Origin of the sequence: Rodentibacter sp. Ppn85, from assembly GCF_001999335.1 — a bacterium.
GTDB lineage: Bacteria > Pseudomonadota > Gammaproteobacteria > Enterobacterales > Pasteurellaceae > Rodentibacter.
Genome location: NZ_MLHS01000071.1, coordinates 1 through 19,718, shown reverse-complemented (window position 1 = coordinate 19,718; position 19,718 = coordinate 1). Strand labels below are relative to the sequence as shown.

Here is a 19,718-nt window from a genome sequence, read left to right as displayed (position 1 = left end):
AAGTTAGACCGGCATTTTCTACTTCGGTTTTCCGCTTTTCAATTTCTTCAATACTCCAAACTTCTCCATTGGGAATATGGTGAAGAGCGGTCACAATACCGGTCGCCCCGGCCTGACGAATATCGGATAAAGAAACAGGATCTTTGGGACCATACCAACGCCATGTTTGTTCCATTTTTAAATTCCTCTTATATTTTTAACGATCGACAACAATCGGACTCATATTAAACAAATAACCGTCAAAATTCGGGTCATCTACATCAGATAACTCAAAGAGTTTTTGTTTAACGTTTTCCAAATGTTGCCACATTGCTTTTTTTGCCATTGCAGGATCTTTTCTCTGCAAAGCGGTAATAATATTTTCGTGATCTTGCAACCAAAGATGACGATAGCTTTGATTGGGAATGTGAAGATGAAGGCCTTTCCACATTTGACTATTTGTACGAAGATCCCACAATGCTTTTTGCATTTGTAAGATGACTTCGTTTTGGGTAATTTCAGCTATGGTGCGATGAAAATCTTCGTCCGCAACATAATCTTCATCACCTTTTTCAAGCGTGTTTCGTTCTCTTGCCAGAATATCTTTGAGTTTAGTAATATCAGCTCGAGTCACTTGCAACGCGGCAAATTCGGCAATACTACTTTCTAATAACTGGCGAGCTTGTAAAAGTTCAAAAGGCCCCACATCAACCTTATCCAAAAATTCATCATTGCTTGCCGCTCGTTGTGGTAATGCAATTACATACACCCCAGAGCCCTTGCGAACTTCAACAAGGTTTTCTAACTCAAGCATAATGATGGCTTCTCGAATGACTGTACGACTTACATCAAAATAATCGGCTAAGTCACGTTCGGCAGGTAATTTATCGCCTATTTGATATTGGTGATTATTTAGTTGTTCTTTTAGTTCATTTCCTATTTTTTTATAGGAGCGCAAGTCATCTATACTCATAAGTTTTTCCTAATGTTAATCTAATAAACCCAACTTATAATTGGGATTGATTACCTTACCATTAATGATTAGTTTTCGATTCTCTTTTTCAGGAAGACGGAAATTAATCTCATGATATTTTGGTAAATAATCGCCGGATTTCTCTAAAGTGAGTTCTATCGTTTGGCTAGTACATTTTAGATGAATATTTAGCTTCAAGAATTTACCTTTTAAATAATCGAAACTTTCACCATCATCATCAAAAATGGTGATATTTCTCTCTCCTTGATTAATAAAAGGCATAATTAATAGTTCCCGATAATCATCAAATAACGTATTTTTGTGACCTTTTCTTGTCATTGGAATAATACTCCCCGCTCTTAAAAAGAGTGGTATTCTTTCTAACGGCGCATCAACAGTGATTTTTTCGCCGCCATTAAACCATTTGTATGTGTAAAAGTCATACCAGCCGGCAAAATTTTGTGGAAGATAAACATCTCGTTTTCTTTGATTAGGTTCAACTACAGACGCAACTAATAAATCTTCACCAAAGAGATAATCATCATTTTCTTCAAAGGTATTTATATCATGCTCATGATCAAGAAATGTTGGGCGTAACATTGGTTCATAATCATGATGTGCTTTCCATAAAGCATTGTACAAATAAGGCATTAAAGAATAACGTAATTGGATTGCACTACGAATGATATTTGTCATTTCAGGGTACATCCATGGCTCATTCACCGTTTTATCATCATTCCAAGAGTGAATCGTAAATCTTGGATGCATTACACCATTTTGAACCCAACGAACAAACAATTCAGGATCTGGCTTATTACCTGAGAACCCCCCCACATCATGACCTACGTTATAAAGACCGGAAAGGCTCATTCCTAGCCCCATTTTTATGTTATAACGCAGCGTATTCCAATTTGTACGGTTATCACCCGACCAGGTTTGAACATAACGGTTCATCCCTGGTGAACCGGAACGTGATATTAAATAAGGGCGTTTATTTGGCGCATGTTCTAATTGAGCTTCATAAGATGATTTCATCATCAAGAGTGGTTGTAACGGACGTAACAATTTTATTGGCATACCTTTACCAAAATAATGACATTTAGCGTAATTATCCCACACTTCAAATTCATTATTGTCATTCCAGGTAGAATCAATACCGTAATCCAATAATTGTTGTTTTACATTCGCTTTCCACCAATTTACGGTATCCATATTTGTAAAATCCAGATGAGAACCTTCATCATCCCAAAACATCGACCTTTCAGGATTATCCGACTCTGAATCTTTAATGAATAAACCAAGTTTTTCTACTTCTTGATAACGTGGATGATCTTGTAATAAGCAAGGTTTAATATTGGCTGCTAACTTCATACCCGCATCATGGAAATATTTTGTTATTTCTTTTGGGGTTGGAACTTTGTCATAATTCCAGTTGAAAACATAACGTTTTCCATTAATGGATGTGTAGCCTGAAGATAGCTGAAATGAGTCGCAAGGAATATTGTGCTTATCACATAAATCTACAAACTTTTTAAGTTGCTCTTGTGCATCCGATGCATCGGTATAGTGCATCGTTGAACCGCTGTAGCCTAAGCTCCATTTCGGCCCAAAGATAGTACCGCCTGTAAGCTTGCAATATTTTTTGGTTACATCAAGTACTTTTGGTCCAAGAATGACATAGTAATCTAGATCTCCATCTTCAGCTTTATAGCTACGATAGTAAGAATGATAATTGTCAATCTCGCTACCTAAGATAAACCAGCAAGGTGCAAGGTTATCGTAATACAGACCATAACTGACTTCCGGTGCATGCGTGATATAGAATGGAAGATGCTTATAAAGCGGATCTGTATATTCTGCGTTATAGCCCATTGCATCAATATTACGCATTTCAAAGCGACGACCATGACGATTTAAATTACCGGTTTTTTCACCAAGTCCATAATAATGTTCTAGAATATCGCGTTGTAAATAATGGGACACTTCAGTATTTGAAATCCCCATTAAATAAGCGCCGGTTTTTCTATCGCTAAATAGTGGTTTCCATTCCCCATCTTGTTTATATTTCCATTCCAAATAGAGAGGGTAGTGCACCGTTACTTTTAAAAGTGCGGTTGTAATTTCGAGAGTTTTTTCTGTTTGCTTAATCTCATAATTAGGGCAAGAAAAACCATCTAATGACCACTTGTCCCTACCGTGCCAAGCGACATCGGCTTGATTAGGGGTAATTGCCCAAGTATGAGGCACCGTAAAAGTATTATTTTTAGTGAATGCAACACGTAGCAGATCATTTTCTAATATAAAAATATGCATCTGATAACCATGATCGCAGGCAATATCAATACGATGATTATGATTTTCTACAAACTGCCAATTTTTAACCGCTTTCATCTGATTTTCCTAATCTATGAATTAATAACCTAATAACATTTTTGGTAACGCTAAGCTCAATGATGGAACGTAGGTGACCAACAAGAGTGTAAAAATTAAAGCAATATAGAACGGGAGTAACGGTTTAATTACTTGATTAATTTTCACTCCACCTACAGAACATCCGATAAATAAAGCACTCCCAACCGGAGGTGTACAAATACCAATCGAAAGATTGAATGCCATCAATATACCAAAATGAACCGGATCCATGCCTAATTCAGTCACAATTGGTAAAAAAATTGGTGTAAAGATAAGTAATGCCGGAGTCATATCCATAAATACACCCACGATCAAAAGAATGATATTGATGATTAAAAGAATGATAATTGGGCTATCGGAGATATTTAATAAGGCATCACTAATAGTATAAGGAATATCTGCGTTCGCCATTGCCCAAGACATCCCCATTGATGTACCAATCAAGAGTAATACAATTGCAGTAGTTACAACGGAATCTAAAATGATTTTGGGTAATTCTTTAATGGAGACTTCACGATAGAACACTACTGCAAGAACTAAGGTATAAACCACGGCAAAAGCGGAAGCTTCGGTTGCAGTAAAAATACCGCCGATAATACCGCCCATAATTACAATGATTAAGCCAAGACTTGGTAAGGCATCAAGCGTTTTCTTCACTGCTTCAGAACGGGTTGGCTTTGGTGAAACAGGGTATTTTCTTCTTTTGGCAATGACAGCAACAATCACCATAATGGATAAGCCCATTAAAATTCCCGGAATATAACCTGCAAGGAATAATGCGCCAATTGATGTACCGCCTGAAATTAAGGAATAAACGATAAAAGTATTGCTTGGCGGGATAAGTAATCCGGTCGGACAAGAGGCAATATTGACAGCAGCGGAAAAGGTGGGATCATAACCTTCTTTCTTTTGTAACGGAGACATAATTCCGCCCATTGCTGCGCCGGATGCAACTGCAGAACCGGAAATAGAACCGAACATCATATTAGCTAACACGTTTACATGCGCTAAAGAACCCGGTAAACGCCCTCCAATAACTTTAGCAAATTCAATCAAGCGCATGGCGATACCGCCACGGTTCATAATGTTACCGGCTAAAATAAAGAAGGGAATGGCAAGTAGTGAAAAGCTATCTAATCCTGAAGCCATTTTTTGTGAAATTACCGCAATGGCAGCATCAAATGGGATTGAAAGCATTATTGTGAGAAGTGATGCGATCCCAATTGAAAATGAAATTGGTACGCCAATAAAGAGTAGTACAAAGAAACTTGAACAGAGTACGATAATATTAGACCATTCCATTTTTATTCTCCTTGACGAGCTGAAGTAAGTACCGATTTCCCATTTATATTATGAATGTTATCTACGATGTCTCTTAAAAGATAAATCAACATAAAACCGCCACTTAAAGGGATTGCGAGATAAACCAGTCCCATTTGAATACCTAATACAGGCGAAATTTGTCCATTATTAATTGTCTCCATTACTAAGTTAAATCCACCGTAGCACATAATTACTGCGGCAAAAGTTGCACTGATTAAATTAATAATAAGTTGTAAGCGATTTTGATTAATTGGAGAATGCTCAAATTTACTCACCAATAAATCAATGGCTAAATGTTTTTTTTGACCAAGTGCATAAGCAGCCCCTATTAAACCGACCCAAATAAAGAGAAATCGTGCGATTTCGTCTGTATAGGTGCTTGGTGCATTTAATAGATAGCGAGATAGAACCTGCCAAACTACGCAACACACGAGAAATGAACTTAAGACAACACAAAGTGTTGATAAAACCCAATTTATGATGGAAATAAATTTACTCATCAATGACTCCTTCTGTCGTTAACTTTAAATTGGTGGACCAATTATGAGTTAAAGCCGTTTTTCTGCAAGTTTTTTTATTTAAAATTGTGATCAAGATCACCAATTTAAAACAATTGGATTGACCACTTTGTTTTTTTTGGTCTATCATCTTTTCAACATCCAAGTTGTTAGAGGGTGCTCTTCAATTTATCTACTTATGGGAGAAGCATTATGCGAATCAAAAAAAATATTCTTTCTTGCGCATTAGTTTTAGCACTGTCTGCCGGAGTTTCATTTTCGGCATCAGCAAAAACTGTATTGAAATTAAGTCATAACAATGACAAAACTCATCCGGTACATATCTCAATGCAATATATGGCTGATGAAGTAAAGAAATTAACTAATGGTGAGGTAGTAGTTCGTATTTATCCGAATAGTCAGCTTGGGACACAGCGTGAATCAATGGAGCTATTACAATCTGGTTCACTTGATATGGCAAAATCTAATGCAAGTGAATTGGAAGCCTTTGAAGGCTCTTATGGTGCATACAATATTCCTTACCTTTTCCATGATGTGGATCACTACTATCGAGCATTACTTGATCCGACAGTAGGACAAAAAATTCTTGATTCATCAAAAGGCAAAGGATTTATTGGTTTAACCTACTATGATGGTGGTGCACGTAGTTTTTATGCGGATAAGCCTATCAAATCTCCTGCAGATCTTAAGGGGATGAAAATTCGTGTTCAACCTAGCCCAACCGCAGTTGAAATGATGAAATTGCTGGGGGCTTCGCCAACACCTTTAGCCTATGGTGAACTCTATACCGCTTTGCAACAAAAAGTTGTAGATGGAGCTGAAAATAATCAAACGGCTTTAACGTTAGCCCGTCATGGTGAAGTAGCAAAATTCTTTAGTGAAGATGAACATACCATGATTCCGGATGTTCTTGTTATCGGTCAAAAATCTTGGGATAAATTGACACCGGAACAGCAAAAGGCGCTCAAAAAAGCTGCGGATGATTCGATGATGTATCACAAAGACTTATGGCAAAAAATGATTGCTGAAACCACTCAAGAAGCGAAGGATAAATTAGGTGTGGAATTTGTAAAAGTGGATAAACAAGCATTTATTGATGCAACGAAGAGTATGCACGACGCTGCCAAAGCAAATCCTTTACTTAAAGGTTATATAGAACGTATTGATAGCTTAATCAACAAATAATTAAGATAAAGGATACGTCCTATCGTATCCTTTCGTTTTGGGATAAATATGAAAAAAATTGCATTTATCGGCGAATGTATGATTGAACTGAATGGTAAGCCGTTTGGTGAAATGTGGCAAAGTTATGGTGGTGATACATTAAATTCAGCTACTTATCTGAGTCGAATTAGTTCTCCAAATGATATTCAAGTTCATTATGTTTCTGCGTTAGGTACGGATAACTTGAGTTCGCAAATGCGTATTCATTGGCAAGCAGATCGAATTCACACGGATTGGGTATTAAAAGATGAAAAGCATCAACCCGGGCTATATCTTATCCAACTTGACGAACAAGGCGAGCGTACCTTTCTTTATTGGCGTAATCAATCAGCAGCGCACTATATGGTACGGCATCCTGATTTTCATCAAGTTTTAACCGAACTGCAACAAGTGGATATGATTTATTTAAGTGGTATTTCACTTGCAATCTTACCTAAAAATGACCGCTCTTTTTTAATTGAACAGTTAATATCATTAACTAAATTAGGTGTAGAAATTGCATTTGATAGCAATTTTCGCCCTAAATTATGGGATTCATTGAAAGAGGCACAAGATTGTTATTTGCAGTTATTACCTCATGTTAGCTTGGCATTAGTCACCTTTGATGATGAACAATTGCTATGGGGAGATGAAAACGAGCAAGCCGCGCGAACACGATTACATCAAATAGGCATACCAATAGTGATTGTAAAGTGCGGTCAAAATGGTGCTTGTTTTTCAGATTCTCAATCACACCAATATGGGCAGGTCATACCTGAACGGATACAGAATGTTGTTGATACAACATCGGCGGGAGATTCCTTCAACGCCGGATTTTTAAACGGTTACTTACGAAATAAACCGCTCAATATTTGCTGCCGGCAGGGCAATTGTGTTGCCGGAATCGTGATTCAACATAAAGGCGCGATTATTGACAAGCACGCCACATCCCATCTTCTATCTGAATTTAATTAACGGAGTATTATATGAATATTGCAGCTAACCATCATCTAGAAAATAAATTAATTGTCATCACCGGTGCTGGTGGCATATTGTGTGCTTTTTTAGCAAAGCAACTGGCTCATACTAAAGCGAACATCGCCCTACTCGATATTAATTTTGAGGCAGCAGATAAAGTCGCACAAGAAATTAATCAAGCGGGAGGTCATGCCAAAGCCTATAAAACGAATGTATTGGAACTTGAAAATATCAAAGAAGTACGAGATCAAATTGCAGCTGATTTCGGTACCTGTGATATTTTAATCAATGGTGCGGGCGGTAATAATCCAAAAGCGACAACAGATAATGAATTTCATCAGTTTGATTTAAATGAAAGCACTAAAACTTTTTTTGATTTAGACAAAACAGGAATTGAATTTGTCTTTAATCTCAACTACTTGGGAACATTATTACCTACCCAAGTTTTTGCAAAAGATATGCTTGGTAAAAAAGGCGCAAATATTATCAATATTTCCAGTATGAATGCCTTTACACCGCTTACAAAAATACCCGCTTACTCCGGTGCAAAAGCCGCAATTAGTAATTTTACTCAATGGCTTGCGGTATATTTTTCAAAAGTCGGTATACGCTGTAATGCTATCGCACCGGGTTTTTTGATCAGCAATCAAAATCGGGCCTTATTATTTGATGGGGAAGGAAAACCTACTGCCCGTGCAAATAAAATTCTTACTAACACGCCAATGGAACGTTTTGGCGAACCGGAAGAATTGCTCGGTGCCCTATTATTCTTGATTGATGAGAACTACTCCAGTTTTGTGAATGGCGTTATTGTACCTGTTGATGGTGGATTCTCGGCTTATAGCGGTGTATAGGAGAATCAAATGAAACAATTTATGGACGAAGATTTTTTGCTTTCAACGAATACGGCAAAAACACTCTATCATGACTATGCCAAGCATCAGCCTATTTTTGATTATCACTGCCATCTAAACCCAAAAGAGGTCGCTGAGAATCGCCAATTTAAAGACTTAGCTGAAATTTGGTTAGAAGGGGATCACTATAAATGGCGAGCATTGCGCACCGCAGGTGTCCCTGAAGAATTAATTACAGGAAAGGCAGATAATTACCAAAAATATTTGGCTTGGGCAAAAACTGTTCCGCTTTGTATTGGTAACCCGATTTACCATTGGACGCATTTAGAATTACGCCGTCCTTTTGGTATTACTAATACCTTATTCAATCCGCAAAATGCAGATAAAATTTGGTATCAATGTAATGAAATGTTACAGCAACCGGAATTTTCCGCACGTGGCATAATGCAACAAATGAATGTGACACTGGTGGGGACGACAGACGATCCGATTGATTCTTTGCAATATCATCAAGCGGTTAAAAACGATGAAAGTTTTGATATTGATATGGTACCAAGCTGGCGACCGGATAAAATATTCAAAATTGAGTTGCCACAATTTAATGACTATATCACTCAATTAAGCGAAGTATCGGATATAGAAATTCGTACTTTTGCAGATTTACAAAAAGCATTGTTAAAACGTCTTGAACATTTTGATATTCATGGCTGTAAATCAGCGGATCATGGTATGGAAATTGTACGTTTTGCATCTATTCCTGATGAATCCGTACTGAACGCGATTCTACAAAAACGCTTGCAAAATCAACCGCTCTTAGAGGAAGAAATTGCCCAGTTTAGTACTGCTATTTTAGTGTGGTTGGCATCTGAATACAGTAAACGTCAGTGGGTGATGCAAATGCATATTGGCGCAATCCGTAATAATAACAGCAGAATGTTTGCTTTACTTGGTGCAGATAGCGGATTCGATTCTATTGGTGACCGCACTTATGCGGAGCCGCTTTCTCATTTATTGGATGAAATGGATCGCCAAAATCAGTTGCCTAAAACAATTTTATATTGCTTAAATCCACGTGATAACGAAATGATTGCCAGTATGATAGGTAATTTTCAAACCGGCGGAATTGCAGGAAAAATCCAATTTGGTTCAGGTTGGTGGTTCAATGATCAAAAAGACGGTATGGAACGCCAGTTACAACAGCTCTCACAGTTAGGTTTACTCAGCCAGTTTGTCGGTATGTTGACTGATTCTCGTAGCTTCTTATCTTATACTCGCCACGAATATTTCCGCCGAATTTTATGTGAAATGATTGGGAAATGGGTGGTAAATGGTGAAGCACCAAATGATATGAATCTACTTGGCACCATGATACAAAATATTTGTTATAACAACGCCAAAACATATTTCAAATAATTAGTACGTTATGACAATTAATTTCAAAGTTTGTGATCACGCTCACGTTTTCACAAACTTTTTTTTGTTATTATGTGTGCATACAATACTTGTATACTAGAATTGCAAACATCAAAAAGGAAATCCCATGAAAAAAAGAACATTCTTAAAAACACTTTTAGCAAGTGCAATGTTGTTTTCTATGACTGCTTGTGATGACAGCGGTTCTGCTTCTAATGGTAGTAGCTCATCACCAAAAGTGGTTAAAGTTTCTTCTGTTGTTGCGGCAACCCACCCTTCAACCATTGCGTTAAAAGAAGTGTTTAAACCAATGATTGAAGCTAAAACAAATGGTAAATATCAAATTGATATTTATGACTCTGGTCAATTAGGCGATGAAAAACAATCTTTTGACTACACACGCCAAGGCATTATTGATATGTCTGTATTAGGTACAGTAATGTGGTCTGAAGTGCCAAAAATGTCTGTGCCTGATTTCCCATTCTTATTTAAAGATGTGCCACACGCTCGTAAAGTGTATCAAGGTGAAGTGGGCGCTGATATTGCGAAAAGTTTTGAAGAATCTCAACCAATTAAATTCTTAGCGTGGATGCCAAACGGTGCACGTGTGTTCTCTTCAAGCAAACCATTAACCAATCCAGAGCAATTTAAAGGTCAAAAAATGCGTATGCCAAATAACCCAATTCACGTGAAAGTGGCGGAATTATTGGGTGCAAACGTAGCCATTATGGGGTTAGGCGAAGTGTTTACCGCACTTGAACAAGGCGTGGTTGATGGTCAAGACAATCCATTATCGACATTCGTTCAACAAGGTTTCTATTCAGTCAATAAAAATATTTATGAAACAAACCATATGATTTCTTCATTGGAATTATTAGTAAACTCTAATTTCTGGAATGGTTTATCAGAAGAAGATAAAGCTGCATTTAATGAAGCTGCAAAAGCAACTTCAGATAAAAGTTGGGATTTATATCAAGCAAGTATTGACGAAGATAAAAAACTTGTGATTGAAAAAGGTGGCGTGGTAACAGTGCCAACAGATGCGGATAAACAAGCCTTAGTGGAAGAAATGCAGCCACTTTATGATGAGCTATATAAAAAATATGACTGGGCAAAAGATTTAGTTGAAAAAGTAAGAAATACACAATAAGCATTGTGGGGATTTGAAGTATGAAAAACTTTACTGATAAATTATTCAATGGTGTTCAAGCATTACTCGGCATAATGTTAGCCGTAATGATTGCCTTGGTATTTCTTAATGTCATACTTCGATTCTTTTTCAATTCAGGGTTAGTGTGGTCAGAAGAAGTGTCAAGATACGTTTTCGTTTATGTGATCTATCTTGGTGCGATTGTGGCAATGAAAGAAAATGCACATTTAGGCGTGGATACTTTCATTAAAAACTGCCCTGAAAAATTGAAATGGCTACTTTTTGTGGCAGGTCGCATTATCATTGTTACTGTAATGGCTATCTTATTTAAGGGTAGCCTTGCAATGGTGATTCAATCTTCTACCGCAAAAGCAGCCGCAACAGGTTTACCATTATCTGTTGTTTACGGAATCGGATTACTAACAGGTGCTGCGATTATCTTAATCGCATTATTGAATATTGTAGAAGTGATTAGAAATCCAAAATCTATTCATAAAGCGGTATTAATGAGTGAAGCAGACGCTGATTAGGAGCATACAATGACAATTATAATTTTCTTAGCAAGTCTTATCGGTGGTATTGTTATAGGCATTCCTATCGCATTCTCACTACTTTTCTCGGGAATGATGTTGATGTTCTATCTTGGTGGTTTCAACTCACAAATTCTTTCGCAAAACCTGTTTAATGGTGCGGATAGCTTCTCAATGATGGCGATTCCGTTCTTCGTTGTGGCGGGGGATTTAATGAACCGTGGCGGTTTAACCAATAAAATTGTTGACGCAGCGACCGCACTTGTAGGTCATATTCGTGGTGGTTTAGGTTATGTGGCGATTATCGCAATCTTACTTTTCGCAAGTTTAGTAGGAAGTGCGGTTGCTTCAACCGCAGCCTTAGGTGCAATCTTAATCCCAATGATGGCAACTATCGGTTATAACCGAGATCGTGCGACAGCCTTAATTGGTGCGGGTAATATTTTATCGCCAATTATGCCACCATCAGTGCCAATGATTATCTTTGGTGTAACCGCAGGCGTGTCAGTAACGGATTTATTTATGGGCGGCATTGCACCAGCAATCTATATTACTGCTGCATTATGTATCATTTGGGCATTGGTTTCTCGTCATGATTCCGCTGTGCCATTGCCAAAACGCTCATTCCGTGAAGTATTAAGTGCGTGCCGTAAAGCGATTTGGGCAATCTTTATGCCAATGGGGATTTTAATCGGCTTACGCAGTGGGGCATTTACGCCAACTGAAGCAGGTGTAGTTGCGGTGGTTTATGCCCTAATCATCGGTTTATTTGTTTACCGTGAACTTACTTTCCAAGCGATTAAAGAATGTTTCATTTCATCAGCAAAAGCCAGTGCGGCAATTATGTTCTTAGCCTCTGCTGCAATGGTTTCTTCTTGGTTGATGACCATCGGTAACATTCCTCGCATTGTAACGGATTTATTAGCACCGTTTATTCAATCACCAACTTTATTAATGTTCGTGATTGCAGGTTTGGTACTATTAGTCGGTACTTCAATGGATGTGGTGCCAACCATCTTAATCCTTACACCAGTGCTAATGCCAGCGGTAAAACAAGCAGGTATTAACCCAGTGTATTTCGGTGTGGTATTTATCATTACTTGTGTATTTGGTTTATTAACACCGCCTGTGGGAACGGTGCTCAATGTGGCAGCGAGTACGGGCAAAATCAATATGGAACGTATAGTGAAAAAAATCTGGCCATTCTTGCTTGCGATTGTGGCAGTGCTAGTGATGATGATTTTATTCCCAAGCACATTTATGGAACCATTAAAATTCTTTACTAAATAAGGACAGAACAAATGAAAGCAGTTATTGTAAATAAACCTTTTGAATTAAATATTTCGGATATTCCTGTTCCAGAAGTGGAAAATGATACAGATGTGGTAATTAAAGTTGAATTTGGCGGAATTTGTGGCTCAGATATTGGTATCTACACAGGTGGCAACTCGCTTGCACAATACCCAATGGTGATTGGACACGAATTTGTCGGTACTGTGGAAAAAGTGGGCAAAGCGGTTACTCACGTGAAAGTGGGTGATTTTGTGGTCAGCGACATCGTGAATAGCTGTGGTCATTGCTACCCTTGCCGCACAGGCCATCACAATGTGTGTAGCAACTTAAAAGTAACAGGTGTTCACCAACAAGGTGGTTTTGCTCAATATGCGAAGAGCCGTGCAGATAACGTATATAAAGTTAATACCGATAAAATTTCACACAAAGTGGCAACATTAATTGAACCTTATGCAGTTGGTGTAGAAATTAATACTCGTGCAAATGTTGCACAAGGCGATAAAGTGGTAGTCTTTGGTTCAGGGCCTGCTGGTCTTGCAGCAATGCAAGTGGCGATTGCGCGTGGTGCAGAAGTATTAATCACTGATATTTTTGAAGAGCGTTTACAACTTGCTCGTGAAATGGGTGCGACCAAAGCCATTAATGTGAAAGATGTAGATATGAAACAAGCGGTGGCTGAGTTTACTAATAATGAAGGTGCACACGTTGTGATCGACGCAGTTTGCTCGCCACAAAGTATTTTAGATGCGTTAGACATTGTGGCGCCATCAGGCCGTTTTGTGGTACTTGGCACAGGTGCAACGCCTTCTGAAATTCCACAAGTAGCATTCACCAAAAAAGGGATCAATGTATTTGGCACGCGTTTAAACAATAAACGTTTCCCTGAAGTAATGAAATTATTTGAAGAAGGTAAAGTAACACCAGAAAAAATGATTACTCATTCTTACAAATTCGAAGACATTGAAAAAGCCTTTGATGTGATCAAAAACGAGAAAAACACAGTATGTAAAGTATTACTTGAATGGTAAAAGAGCTGTTAAAAAAAGGATTAATTTTATGAAAACAACATTTAGATGGTATGGCTTAGGCAACGATACAATTCCATTAAGTCACATTAAACAAATTCCAAGTATGACAGGTGTCGTGTGGGCATTACACGATATGGCAGCTGGCGATGTGTGGCCAGAAGAACGCATTGCGGAAGTGAAAGCCCAAGTGGAACCTTATGGCTTAAATATTGACGTGGTTGAAAGCGTGAATATTCACGAAAGCATCAAATTAGGCGCACCAGAACGTGAAACCTATATTGAAAGCTACAAAACGACTTTACGCAATTTAGGCAAATACGGCGTGAAAGTGGTGTGTTATAACTTTATGCCTGTATTTGACTGGATTCGTACGGATTTATTTAAAGAAGCTGACGACGGTTCAACCGCACTTTTCTATGAACACGCCAAAATCGATGGTATCGATCCAAAAGTGCTAGTGAAACAATTTATGGAAAATTCAAAAGATTTAACTTTACCAGGTTGGGAACCTGAACGTTTAAAGCATTTGGATAAATTGTTCGACCTGTATAAAGGTATGACAGAAGACAAATTAAGAGAAAACTTAAAATATTTCTTAGAAGCGATTATTCCAGTTGCTGAAGAAGTGGGTATTCGAATGGCGATTCATCCAGATGATCCACCATTCTCAGTCTTCGGTTTGCCACGTATTGTAAAATGCCATGAAGACTTCCAAAAAATTGTGGATATGGTAGATAGTCCATCAAATGGTATTACTTTATGTTCAGGTGCGTTAGGACCTAATCTGAAAAATAATTTGCCAGAAATGATCCGCACTTTCCATAAACGTATCCCATTTGCACATATTCGTAATGTAAAAGTGTATGATAACGGCGATTTTATTGAAACATCTCACTTAACTACCGATGGCTCATTAGATATTGCCGAAATTGTGCGTGCTTACCACGAAGTTGGTTTTGATGGTTACTGGCGCCCAGACCACGGTCGCCACATTTGGGAAGAAAAATGCCGTCCAGGTTATGGCTTATATGATCGTGCATTAGGCATTATGTATGTGGAAGGTCTTTGGGACGCGTACGAAAAAGCAAAAGGGAATAAATAATGAAACTCTCATATCAATCACTTCAATCACCAGAATGGCAAGAAAAGGGGTATCAATTACCCCAATTCAATCTTGCTGAAGTTGCGGCTAAAACCAAACAAGAACCGATGTGGTTACACTTGGGTGCAGGCAATATTTTCCGTGCCTTTTTAGCCAATTTACAACAACGTATGCTCAATCAAGGCTTAAGCCAACAAGGGATTATTGTAGCAGAAGGTTTTGACTATGAAATTATTGAAAAAGCCTATCGCCCTTACGACAATTTATCTTTGTTTGCAAAATTAAAAAATGACCATTCAGTAGATAAAATTGTTGTCGGCAGCGTAGTGGAAAGCCTACGAATGGATCCGAGCTTTGAAGAAGATTTTGCTCGCTTGAAAGCCATTTTTGTTGCTCCATCGCTACAAATGGTGAGTTTAACCATTACAGAAAAAGGTTATTTAATCAAAGGATTAGATGGCGAATATTATCCAGCGGTAAAAGCTGACTTTGAAAACGGCACAGCAAAACCACAAAGCTACATCGGTAAAATTGTGGCATTGTTGGCTGAACGTTTCCAAGCTGGCGCATTACCATTAGCCGTAGTCAGTATGGATAATATGTCTAAAAATGGCGAAAAATTACAAAAAGTCATTTTAGAGTTTGCCGAGCAGTGGCAAAAGAGCGGTCATATTTCGCAAGATTTTATTGATTACCTACAATCAGACAAAGTAAGTTTTCCATGGTCAATGATCGATAAAATCACACCACGCCCAGACGCAGATGTTCAAGCACAATTAACTGGTGAAGGTGTGGAAGATTTAGCACCTGTTGTAACATCTAAAAATACCTATGTTGCGCCATTTGTGAATGCGGAAGAATTAGAATATCTTGCGGTAGAAGATAATTTCCCGAATGGTCGTCCTGTATTAGAAAAAGTTGGTGTGATTTTTGCTAACCGTGATACGGTCAATCAAATTGAAACGATGAAAGTAACTACTTGCTTAAATCCATTACACACAGGATTAGCCATTTTTGGTTGTTTACTTGGCTTCACTAAAATTTCAACGGAAGTGCAAGACCCTGATTTACTTGCTTTAATCAAAAAATTGGGTTATCAAGAAGGCTTGCCTGTAGTGATTGATCCAAAATTAATCAATCCAAAACAATTTATTGATGAAGTAATTAATATCCGTTTCTCAAACGATTTTATCCCCGACACACCACAACGTATCGCAACAGATACTTCACAAAAATTGGCTATTCGTTTTGGTGAAACGGTGAAATCTTATGTGAAAGCGAAAGCAGGCAAATCTACTGATGAACTTGTGGCAATTCCATTAATTTTTGCAGGTTGGTTACGTTATTTACTTGCTGTAGATGACAATAGTCAAGCATTTGAAAATAGCCCAGACCCTCGTTTAGATGAAGTAAAAGCAAAACTTGCTAATATCACATTAGGTAGTGTTGTGTCAGCTGAACAGCTACAACCAATTTTATCAGACAAAACCATTTTTGGTGTCGATCTCTATGAAGTTGGTTTAGCCAATAAAGTGGTACAATATTTCAATGAATTATTAGCTGGTGCTGGCGCAGTGAGAGCCACTCTGCATCAATATGTAAATTAAAGGTAGTAATAAAATGGCGGAGCCGAAACATCGAGAAAATTCTCGCGATTATGCTTATCGTGTAATTCGTGATATGATTGTGAATATGGATTTAGAACCTGGTAGTAAAGTCAGTGAAACCGAACTTGCAGAGCTACTTGGGTTAAGCCGCACACCTGTGCGCGAAGCATTAATTGATCTCGCACGCAATGGTGCTGTCACAATCCAACCACAAAAAGGAACATTTATTTCGTTAATTGATCCTTTACTCATTGAAGAGGCCCGCTTTTTACGTTTAACGATTGAGAAAGAAGTGGTTGCACTGCTCTGCGAAGAACAATATAAAGAACAATTAAACGTACTCGAAGAATCCATTAGTTTGCAAGAGTTCTACTTAAATCAAAGTAATTATGAAAAATTTTTGGAATTAGATGATGAGTTTCATCAAACATTTTTCCAACTAACGAATAAAAGTCGAATTTACAGCTTAATGAAAGGGTTAAATATTCACTTTGACAGAGCAAGGGTGAGTGTATTTAAAAAGAAACCCTCAATTAAAACCCTCGAAGAACATAAATTAATTTTGTCTGCTATTCGTGCACAAAATAAAGAGTTAGCCAAAAAACATCTTGAACAACATCTTGCACAATATGAATTAGACAAAGATAATTTTGAAAAAGAATATAGTCATTATTTTAATAAATAATAGGTAGGGGAATATGAAAAAACTCGCCCTGATTGGCGAATGTATGATTGAACTAAATGGTGAACCATTTGGTAATATGCGCCAAACTTATGGTGGTGATACCTTAAATACAGCAACCTATGTTGCTCGTGTTTGTTTGCCAAATCAAATTGAAGTGAGCTATGTTTCTGCGCTTGGTCAAGATAAACTAAGCCAAGGAATGATTGAGCATTGGCAAGCAGATGGGATTAACACAGATTTGGTGCTACGTGATGAAAATCGTTCAGCTGGATTATATTTAATCCAGCTGGATAAATCGGGCGAGCGCACATTTTTATATTGGCGCAATCAATCAGCTGCTCGTTATTTGTTGCAACACCCTAATTACCCTAACGTTTTAGAAAAACTTAAATCTGTCGATATGATTTATTTGAGTGGTATCAGCCTTGCAATCTTGCCTGAAAATGACCGCACTTTACTGATTGAACAACTGCGTGAATTGAAAAAGTCAGGCGTGGAGATTGCTTTTGATAGCAACTATCGCCCGAAACTTTGGGATAATGCTCAGCAAGCACAAGATTGCTATAACGCCTTACTACCATTGGTTGATATTGCGTTGGTTACCTTTGATGATGAAGAAATGTTATGGGCGGATAGTGATGAGCAAGCAACAATTACTCGCTTATCTTCATTCAATATTCCGAAAATCATCGTCAAACAAGGTAGCCTTGGGGCAACGATTTGCGAAAATAGCAAACAAACCTTTGTGCCAACAATCCCTGTGAAAAATGTGGTGGATACTACATCTGCTGGTGATTCATTCAATGCAGGTTTCTTAGCGGGTTATTTACAAGGTAAATCATTAGAAATTTGTTGCCAACAAGGTAATCAAGTGGCAGGGATTGTTATCCAACATAAAGGTGCAATTATTGAACAATCTGCAACCGAATATTTACGCAAAGCATTTAATTAAGGAGCTATTATGGCTTACACAACAGAACAAATTGTAGAAAAATTACGTCAACTCAAAGTTGTCCCTGTTATTGCAGTGGATGATGCACAGGATATTATTCCTTTGGTCAAAACCTTATCTGAAAACGGCTTACCCGTTGCCGAAATTACATTCCGTTCAGCCGCAGGTGAAGAAGCGATTCGTTTAACTCGCCAACATTTCCCTGATGTGTTAATTGCAGCTGGAACAGTTCTCACCCCTGCTCAAGTGGTTGCAGCGAAAAATGCAGGTGCTGATTGTATTGTCACCCCAGGATTTAACCCAAATATTGTGAAACTATGCCAAGAATTAGGCTTACCAATCACGCCAGGGGTAAATAACCCAATGGCGATCGAAGCTGCATTAGAATTAGGCGTCAATGCCGTGAAATTCTTCCCCGCAGAAGCCAGCGGTGGCGTGAAAATGATTAAAGCCTTACTCGGACCTTATGGGCAATTACAAATTATGCCGACCGGTGGTATCGGGTTGCATAATATTAAAGATTATCTTGATATTCCTAATGTGGTGGCTTGTGGTGGTTCTTGGTTTGTGGAGAAGCAATTAATTAAGTCAAAAAACTGGGATGAGATAGAACGTTTAGTCAAAGAAGTAGTTGATTTAACGAGATAAAATGAGAGACTAAAGGAAAAGTGCGGTCATAAAAATCGATATTATGTAGCTGTTGTTTTGAATCATGCAAAATGTCAGCACGACCGGACTTGACCTTTCAATCCAAAATCAAGAAATCTTTGTTTTCAATCTTCACCTCAATAATTAATTTTAATTGCTTATATCTTTAAACAAGCTCCATCAACATGCTTAAATGTGAAAGATATTACGCATCAGGCAATGGAATTGATGGGCAAGAAGTTAGGGAAAGTTTCCCGTATCAACAGTCACAAACGATTGCTTGCTCATTAAATTATTTAGAGACTAAGTTATTAGTGGAACGCTCAATAGATGGGGTGATTCGTTGGCGCTTAAAGTCTTTGGCGTAGAGATAAAATAATGGTAGAGGATCATTGTTTCCAATGTCAACGCACTTCATTTAGGCTGATTTGTACTAGCCTAATCCAGTCTCTTTGGTAGAACTCGTTTAACTGTTTTCAGATGACGTATCGGAATTTTGCTCAATATCAAAAATTAGTTGCGTAATTTCGGCGGTAGTTAAGCCTTTATTCTGTTCACTTTTCTAATGGCTATCTAAAAAATCGTCTGGTATTTTTAGCATAGCAGATATTATTAAGGGAAATGGGAAAACCATCTCCCTTTGATGAGTTATTTACTAAAATAAACTTTCTTTAACGCCATTTCTAACCCACGAAATTCGGCCAAACCTTTTAATCGACCAATCGCGGAATAGCCCGGATTGGTTTTTTTATGTAAATCATCTAACATCTGATGTCCGTGATCCGGACGCATAGGGATTAAACGGGTCTTGCCGTTATTTAAGCGGCGATATTCTTCAGTGAGTAATGCTTTTACCACATTAAACATATCCACATCACCCTCTAAGTGAGCAGCCTCATGGAAACTAAAGGGATTGTCTTCACGCTGGGTTGAACGTAAATGAGCAAAGTAAATTCTATCGGCAAATTGTTCGGTCATTTTCACTAAATCATTGTCGGAACGCACGCCATAAGAACCGGTACACATCGTAAAACCGTTTGCCGGTAACGGTTGCGTTTCCACAAACCATT

Annotated in this window: 19 protein-coding genes; 13 read left to right on the top strand and 6 right to left on the bottom strand. The window is 38.0% G+C overall.

Annotation, left to right across the window (positions count from 1 at the left end):
- The 5 genes from BKL51_RS10870 to BKL51_RS10850 form a co-directional block, all read right to left on the bottom strand.
- On the bottom strand, nucleotides 1-175 hold a 175-nt coding region (locus BKL51_RS10870; RefSeq protein ID WP_198930117.1), incomplete at its 3' end, for a mannonate dehydratase.
- A gap of 21 nt (nucleotides 176-196) precedes the next feature.
- Nucleotides 197-952, bottom strand: a complete 756-nt coding sequence (locus BKL51_RS10865; protein ID WP_077466686.1) for an FCD domain-containing protein — start codon at nucleotides 950-952, stop codon at nucleotides 197-199.
- A 15-nt stretch (nucleotides 953-967) separates the two neighbouring features.
- Complete coding sequence (locus BKL51_RS10860) at nucleotides 968-3,343, bottom strand: TIM-barrel domain-containing protein (protein WP_077466685.1); 2,376 nt, start codon at nucleotides 3,341-3,343, stop codon at nucleotides 968-970.
- 21 nt (nucleotides 3,344-3,364) lie between these two features.
- Nucleotides 3,365-4,666: a TRAP transporter large permease gene (locus tag BKL51_RS10855; RefSeq protein WP_077466684.1), complete on the bottom strand. Its 1,302-nt coding sequence runs from the start codon at nucleotides 4,664-4,666 to the stop codon at nucleotides 3,365-3,367.
- Nucleotides 4,667-4,668: 2 nt separating this feature from the next.
- Nucleotides 4,669-5,187, bottom strand: coding sequence for a TRAP transporter small permease (locus tag BKL51_RS10850; protein WP_077466683.1), 519 nt, complete (start codon nucleotides 5,185-5,187; stop codon nucleotides 4,669-4,671).
- A gap of 210 nt (nucleotides 5,188-5,397) precedes the next feature.
- Between BKL51_RS10850 and BKL51_RS10845 the strand changes: the two genes are divergently transcribed.
- From BKL51_RS10845 to BKL51_RS10785, 13 genes are all read left to right on the top strand, one after another.
- Nucleotides 5,398-6,390, top strand: a complete 993-nt coding sequence (locus BKL51_RS10845; protein WP_077466682.1) for a TRAP transporter substrate-binding protein — start codon at nucleotides 5,398-5,400, stop codon at nucleotides 6,388-6,390.
- A 48-nt stretch (nucleotides 6,391-6,438) separates the two neighbouring features.
- Nucleotides 6,439-7,383 carry a sugar kinase gene (locus tag BKL51_RS10840; protein ID WP_077466681.1) on the top strand — a complete coding sequence of 315 codons (945 nt, stop codon included), beginning with the start codon at nucleotides 6,439-6,441 and terminating at the stop codon, nucleotides 7,381-7,383.
- An 11-nt stretch (nucleotides 7,384-7,394) separates the two neighbouring features.
- A complete protein-coding gene (locus BKL51_RS10835) occupies nucleotides 7,395-8,240 on the top strand; it encodes an SDR family oxidoreductase (protein ID WP_077466680.1) in 846 nt (281 codons plus the stop codon).
- Between the two features lie 9 nt (nucleotides 8,241-8,249).
- Complete coding sequence (gene uxaC / locus BKL51_RS10830) at nucleotides 8,250-9,653, top strand: glucuronate isomerase (RefSeq protein WP_077466679.1); 1,404 nt, start codon at nucleotides 8,250-8,252, stop codon at nucleotides 9,651-9,653.
- Between the two features lie 127 nt (nucleotides 9,654-9,780).
- Nucleotides 9,781-10,803: a TRAP transporter substrate-binding protein gene (locus BKL51_RS10825; protein WP_077466678.1), complete on the top strand. Its 1,023-nt coding sequence runs from the start codon at nucleotides 9,781-9,783 to the stop codon at nucleotides 10,801-10,803.
- A 20-nt stretch (nucleotides 10,804-10,823) separates the two neighbouring features.
- Complete coding sequence (locus BKL51_RS10820) at nucleotides 10,824-11,333, top strand: TRAP transporter small permease (protein ID WP_077466677.1); 510 nt, start codon at nucleotides 10,824-10,826, stop codon at nucleotides 11,331-11,333.
- Between the two features lie 9 nt (nucleotides 11,334-11,342).
- Nucleotides 11,343-12,623 carry a TRAP transporter large permease gene (locus BKL51_RS10815; protein ID WP_077466676.1) on the top strand — a complete coding sequence of 427 codons (1,281 nt, stop codon included), beginning with the start codon at nucleotides 11,343-11,345 and terminating at the stop codon, nucleotides 12,621-12,623.
- Between the two features lie 11 nt (nucleotides 12,624-12,634).
- On the top strand, nucleotides 12,635-13,654 hold the full coding sequence (locus BKL51_RS10810; RefSeq protein ID WP_077466675.1) for a zinc-binding alcohol dehydrogenase family protein: 1,020 nt from the start codon (nucleotides 12,635-12,637) through the stop codon (nucleotides 13,652-13,654).
- A 28-nt stretch (nucleotides 13,655-13,682) separates the two neighbouring features.
- Nucleotides 13,683-14,756 (top strand): mannonate dehydratase, encoded by a 1,074-nt coding sequence (gene uxuA, locus BKL51_RS10805; protein ID WP_077466674.1) that lies wholly within the window; start codon nucleotides 13,683-13,685, stop codon nucleotides 14,754-14,756.
- Nucleotides 14,756-16,363: a mannitol dehydrogenase family protein gene (locus BKL51_RS10800; RefSeq protein ID WP_077466673.1), complete on the top strand. Its 1,608-nt coding sequence runs from the start codon at nucleotides 14,756-14,758 to the stop codon at nucleotides 16,361-16,363. The genes uxuA (BKL51_RS10805) and BKL51_RS10800 overlap by 1 nt, the downstream gene beginning before the upstream one ends.
- 13 nt (nucleotides 16,364-16,376) lie before the next feature.
- The gene (locus BKL51_RS10795; RefSeq protein WP_077466672.1) at nucleotides 16,377-17,048 is read left to right on the top strand and encodes a GntR family transcriptional regulator; all 672 of its coding nucleotides are present in this window, start codon (nucleotides 16,377-16,379) and stop codon (nucleotides 17,046-17,048) included.
- Nucleotides 17,049-17,061: 13 nt separating this feature from the next.
- Nucleotides 17,062-18,000 carry a sugar kinase gene (locus BKL51_RS10790; RefSeq protein WP_077466671.1) on the top strand — a complete coding sequence of 313 codons (939 nt, stop codon included), beginning with the start codon at nucleotides 17,062-17,064 and terminating at the stop codon, nucleotides 17,998-18,000.
- Nucleotides 18,001-18,009: 9 nt separating this feature from the next.
- Nucleotides 18,010-18,648 carry a bifunctional 4-hydroxy-2-oxoglutarate aldolase/2-dehydro-3-deoxy-phosphogluconate aldolase gene (locus BKL51_RS10785; RefSeq protein ID WP_077466670.1) on the top strand — a complete coding sequence of 213 codons (639 nt, stop codon included), beginning with the start codon at nucleotides 18,010-18,012 and terminating at the stop codon, nucleotides 18,646-18,648.
- A gap of 648 nt (nucleotides 18,649-19,296) precedes the next feature.
- Here the strand turns inward: BKL51_RS10785 and uxuA (BKL51_RS10780) are convergent.
- Nucleotides 19,297-19,718, bottom strand: a 422-nt coding sequence (uxuA, locus tag BKL51_RS10780; protein ID WP_143530614.1) for a mannonate dehydratase, incomplete at its 5' end; no start/stop codon positions are given.

Excerpts from the sequence above, each read along its gene's own strand:
- BKL51_RS10810 (WP_077466675.1), top strand. The coding sequence starts at position 12,635 with ATGAAAGCAGTTATTGTAAATAAACCTTTTGAATTAAATATTTCGGAT.
- BKL51_RS10795 (WP_077466672.1), top strand. The coding sequence starts at position 16,377 with ATGGCGGAGCCGAAACATCGAGAAAATTCTCGCGATTATGCTTATCGT.
- uxaC (WP_077466679.1), top strand. The coding sequence starts at position 8,250 with ATGAAACAATTTATGGACGAAGATTTTTTGCTTTCAACGAATACGGCA.
- BKL51_RS10865 (WP_077466686.1), bottom strand. The coding sequence starts at position 952 with ATGAGTATAGATGACTTGCGCTCCTATAAAAAAATAGGAAATGAACTA.
- BKL51_RS10850 (WP_077466683.1), bottom strand. The coding sequence starts at position 5,187 with ATGAGTAAATTTATTTCCATCATAAATTGGGTTTTATCAACACTTTGT.
- BKL51_RS10815 (WP_077466676.1), top strand. The coding sequence starts at position 11,343 with ATGACAATTATAATTTTCTTAGCAAGTCTTATCGGTGGTATTGTTATA.
- BKL51_RS10835 (WP_077466680.1), top strand. The coding sequence starts at position 7,395 with ATGAATATTGCAGCTAACCATCATCTAGAAAATAAATTAATTGTCATC.
- BKL51_RS10860 (WP_077466685.1), bottom strand. The coding sequence starts at position 3,343 with ATGAAAGCGGTTAAAAATTGGCAGTTTGTAGAAAATCATAATCATCGT.
- BKL51_RS10785 (WP_077466670.1), top strand. The coding sequence starts at position 18,010 with ATGGCTTACACAACAGAACAAATTGTAGAAAAATTACGTCAACTCAAA.
- uxuA (WP_077466674.1), top strand. The coding sequence starts at position 13,683 with ATGAAAACAACATTTAGATGGTATGGCTTAGGCAACGATACAATTCCA.
- BKL51_RS10825 (WP_077466678.1), top strand. The coding sequence starts at position 9,781 with ATGAAAAAAAGAACATTCTTAAAAACACTTTTAGCAAGTGCAATGTTG.
- BKL51_RS10855 (WP_077466684.1), bottom strand. The coding sequence starts at position 4,666 with ATGGAATGGTCTAATATTATCGTACTCTGTTCAAGTTTCTTTGTACTA.
- BKL51_RS10840 (WP_077466681.1), top strand. The coding sequence starts at position 6,439 with ATGAAAAAAATTGCATTTATCGGCGAATGTATGATTGAACTGAATGGT.
- BKL51_RS10820 (WP_077466677.1), top strand. The coding sequence starts at position 10,824 with ATGAAAAACTTTACTGATAAATTATTCAATGGTGTTCAAGCATTACTC.
- BKL51_RS10790 (WP_077466671.1), top strand. The coding sequence starts at position 17,062 with ATGAAAAAACTCGCCCTGATTGGCGAATGTATGATTGAACTAAATGGT.
- BKL51_RS10800 (WP_077466673.1), top strand. The coding sequence starts at position 14,756 with ATGAAACTCTCATATCAATCACTTCAATCACCAGAATGGCAAGAAAAG.
- BKL51_RS10845 (WP_077466682.1), top strand. The coding sequence starts at position 5,398 with ATGCGAATCAAAAAAAATATTCTTTCTTGCGCATTAGTTTTAGCACTG.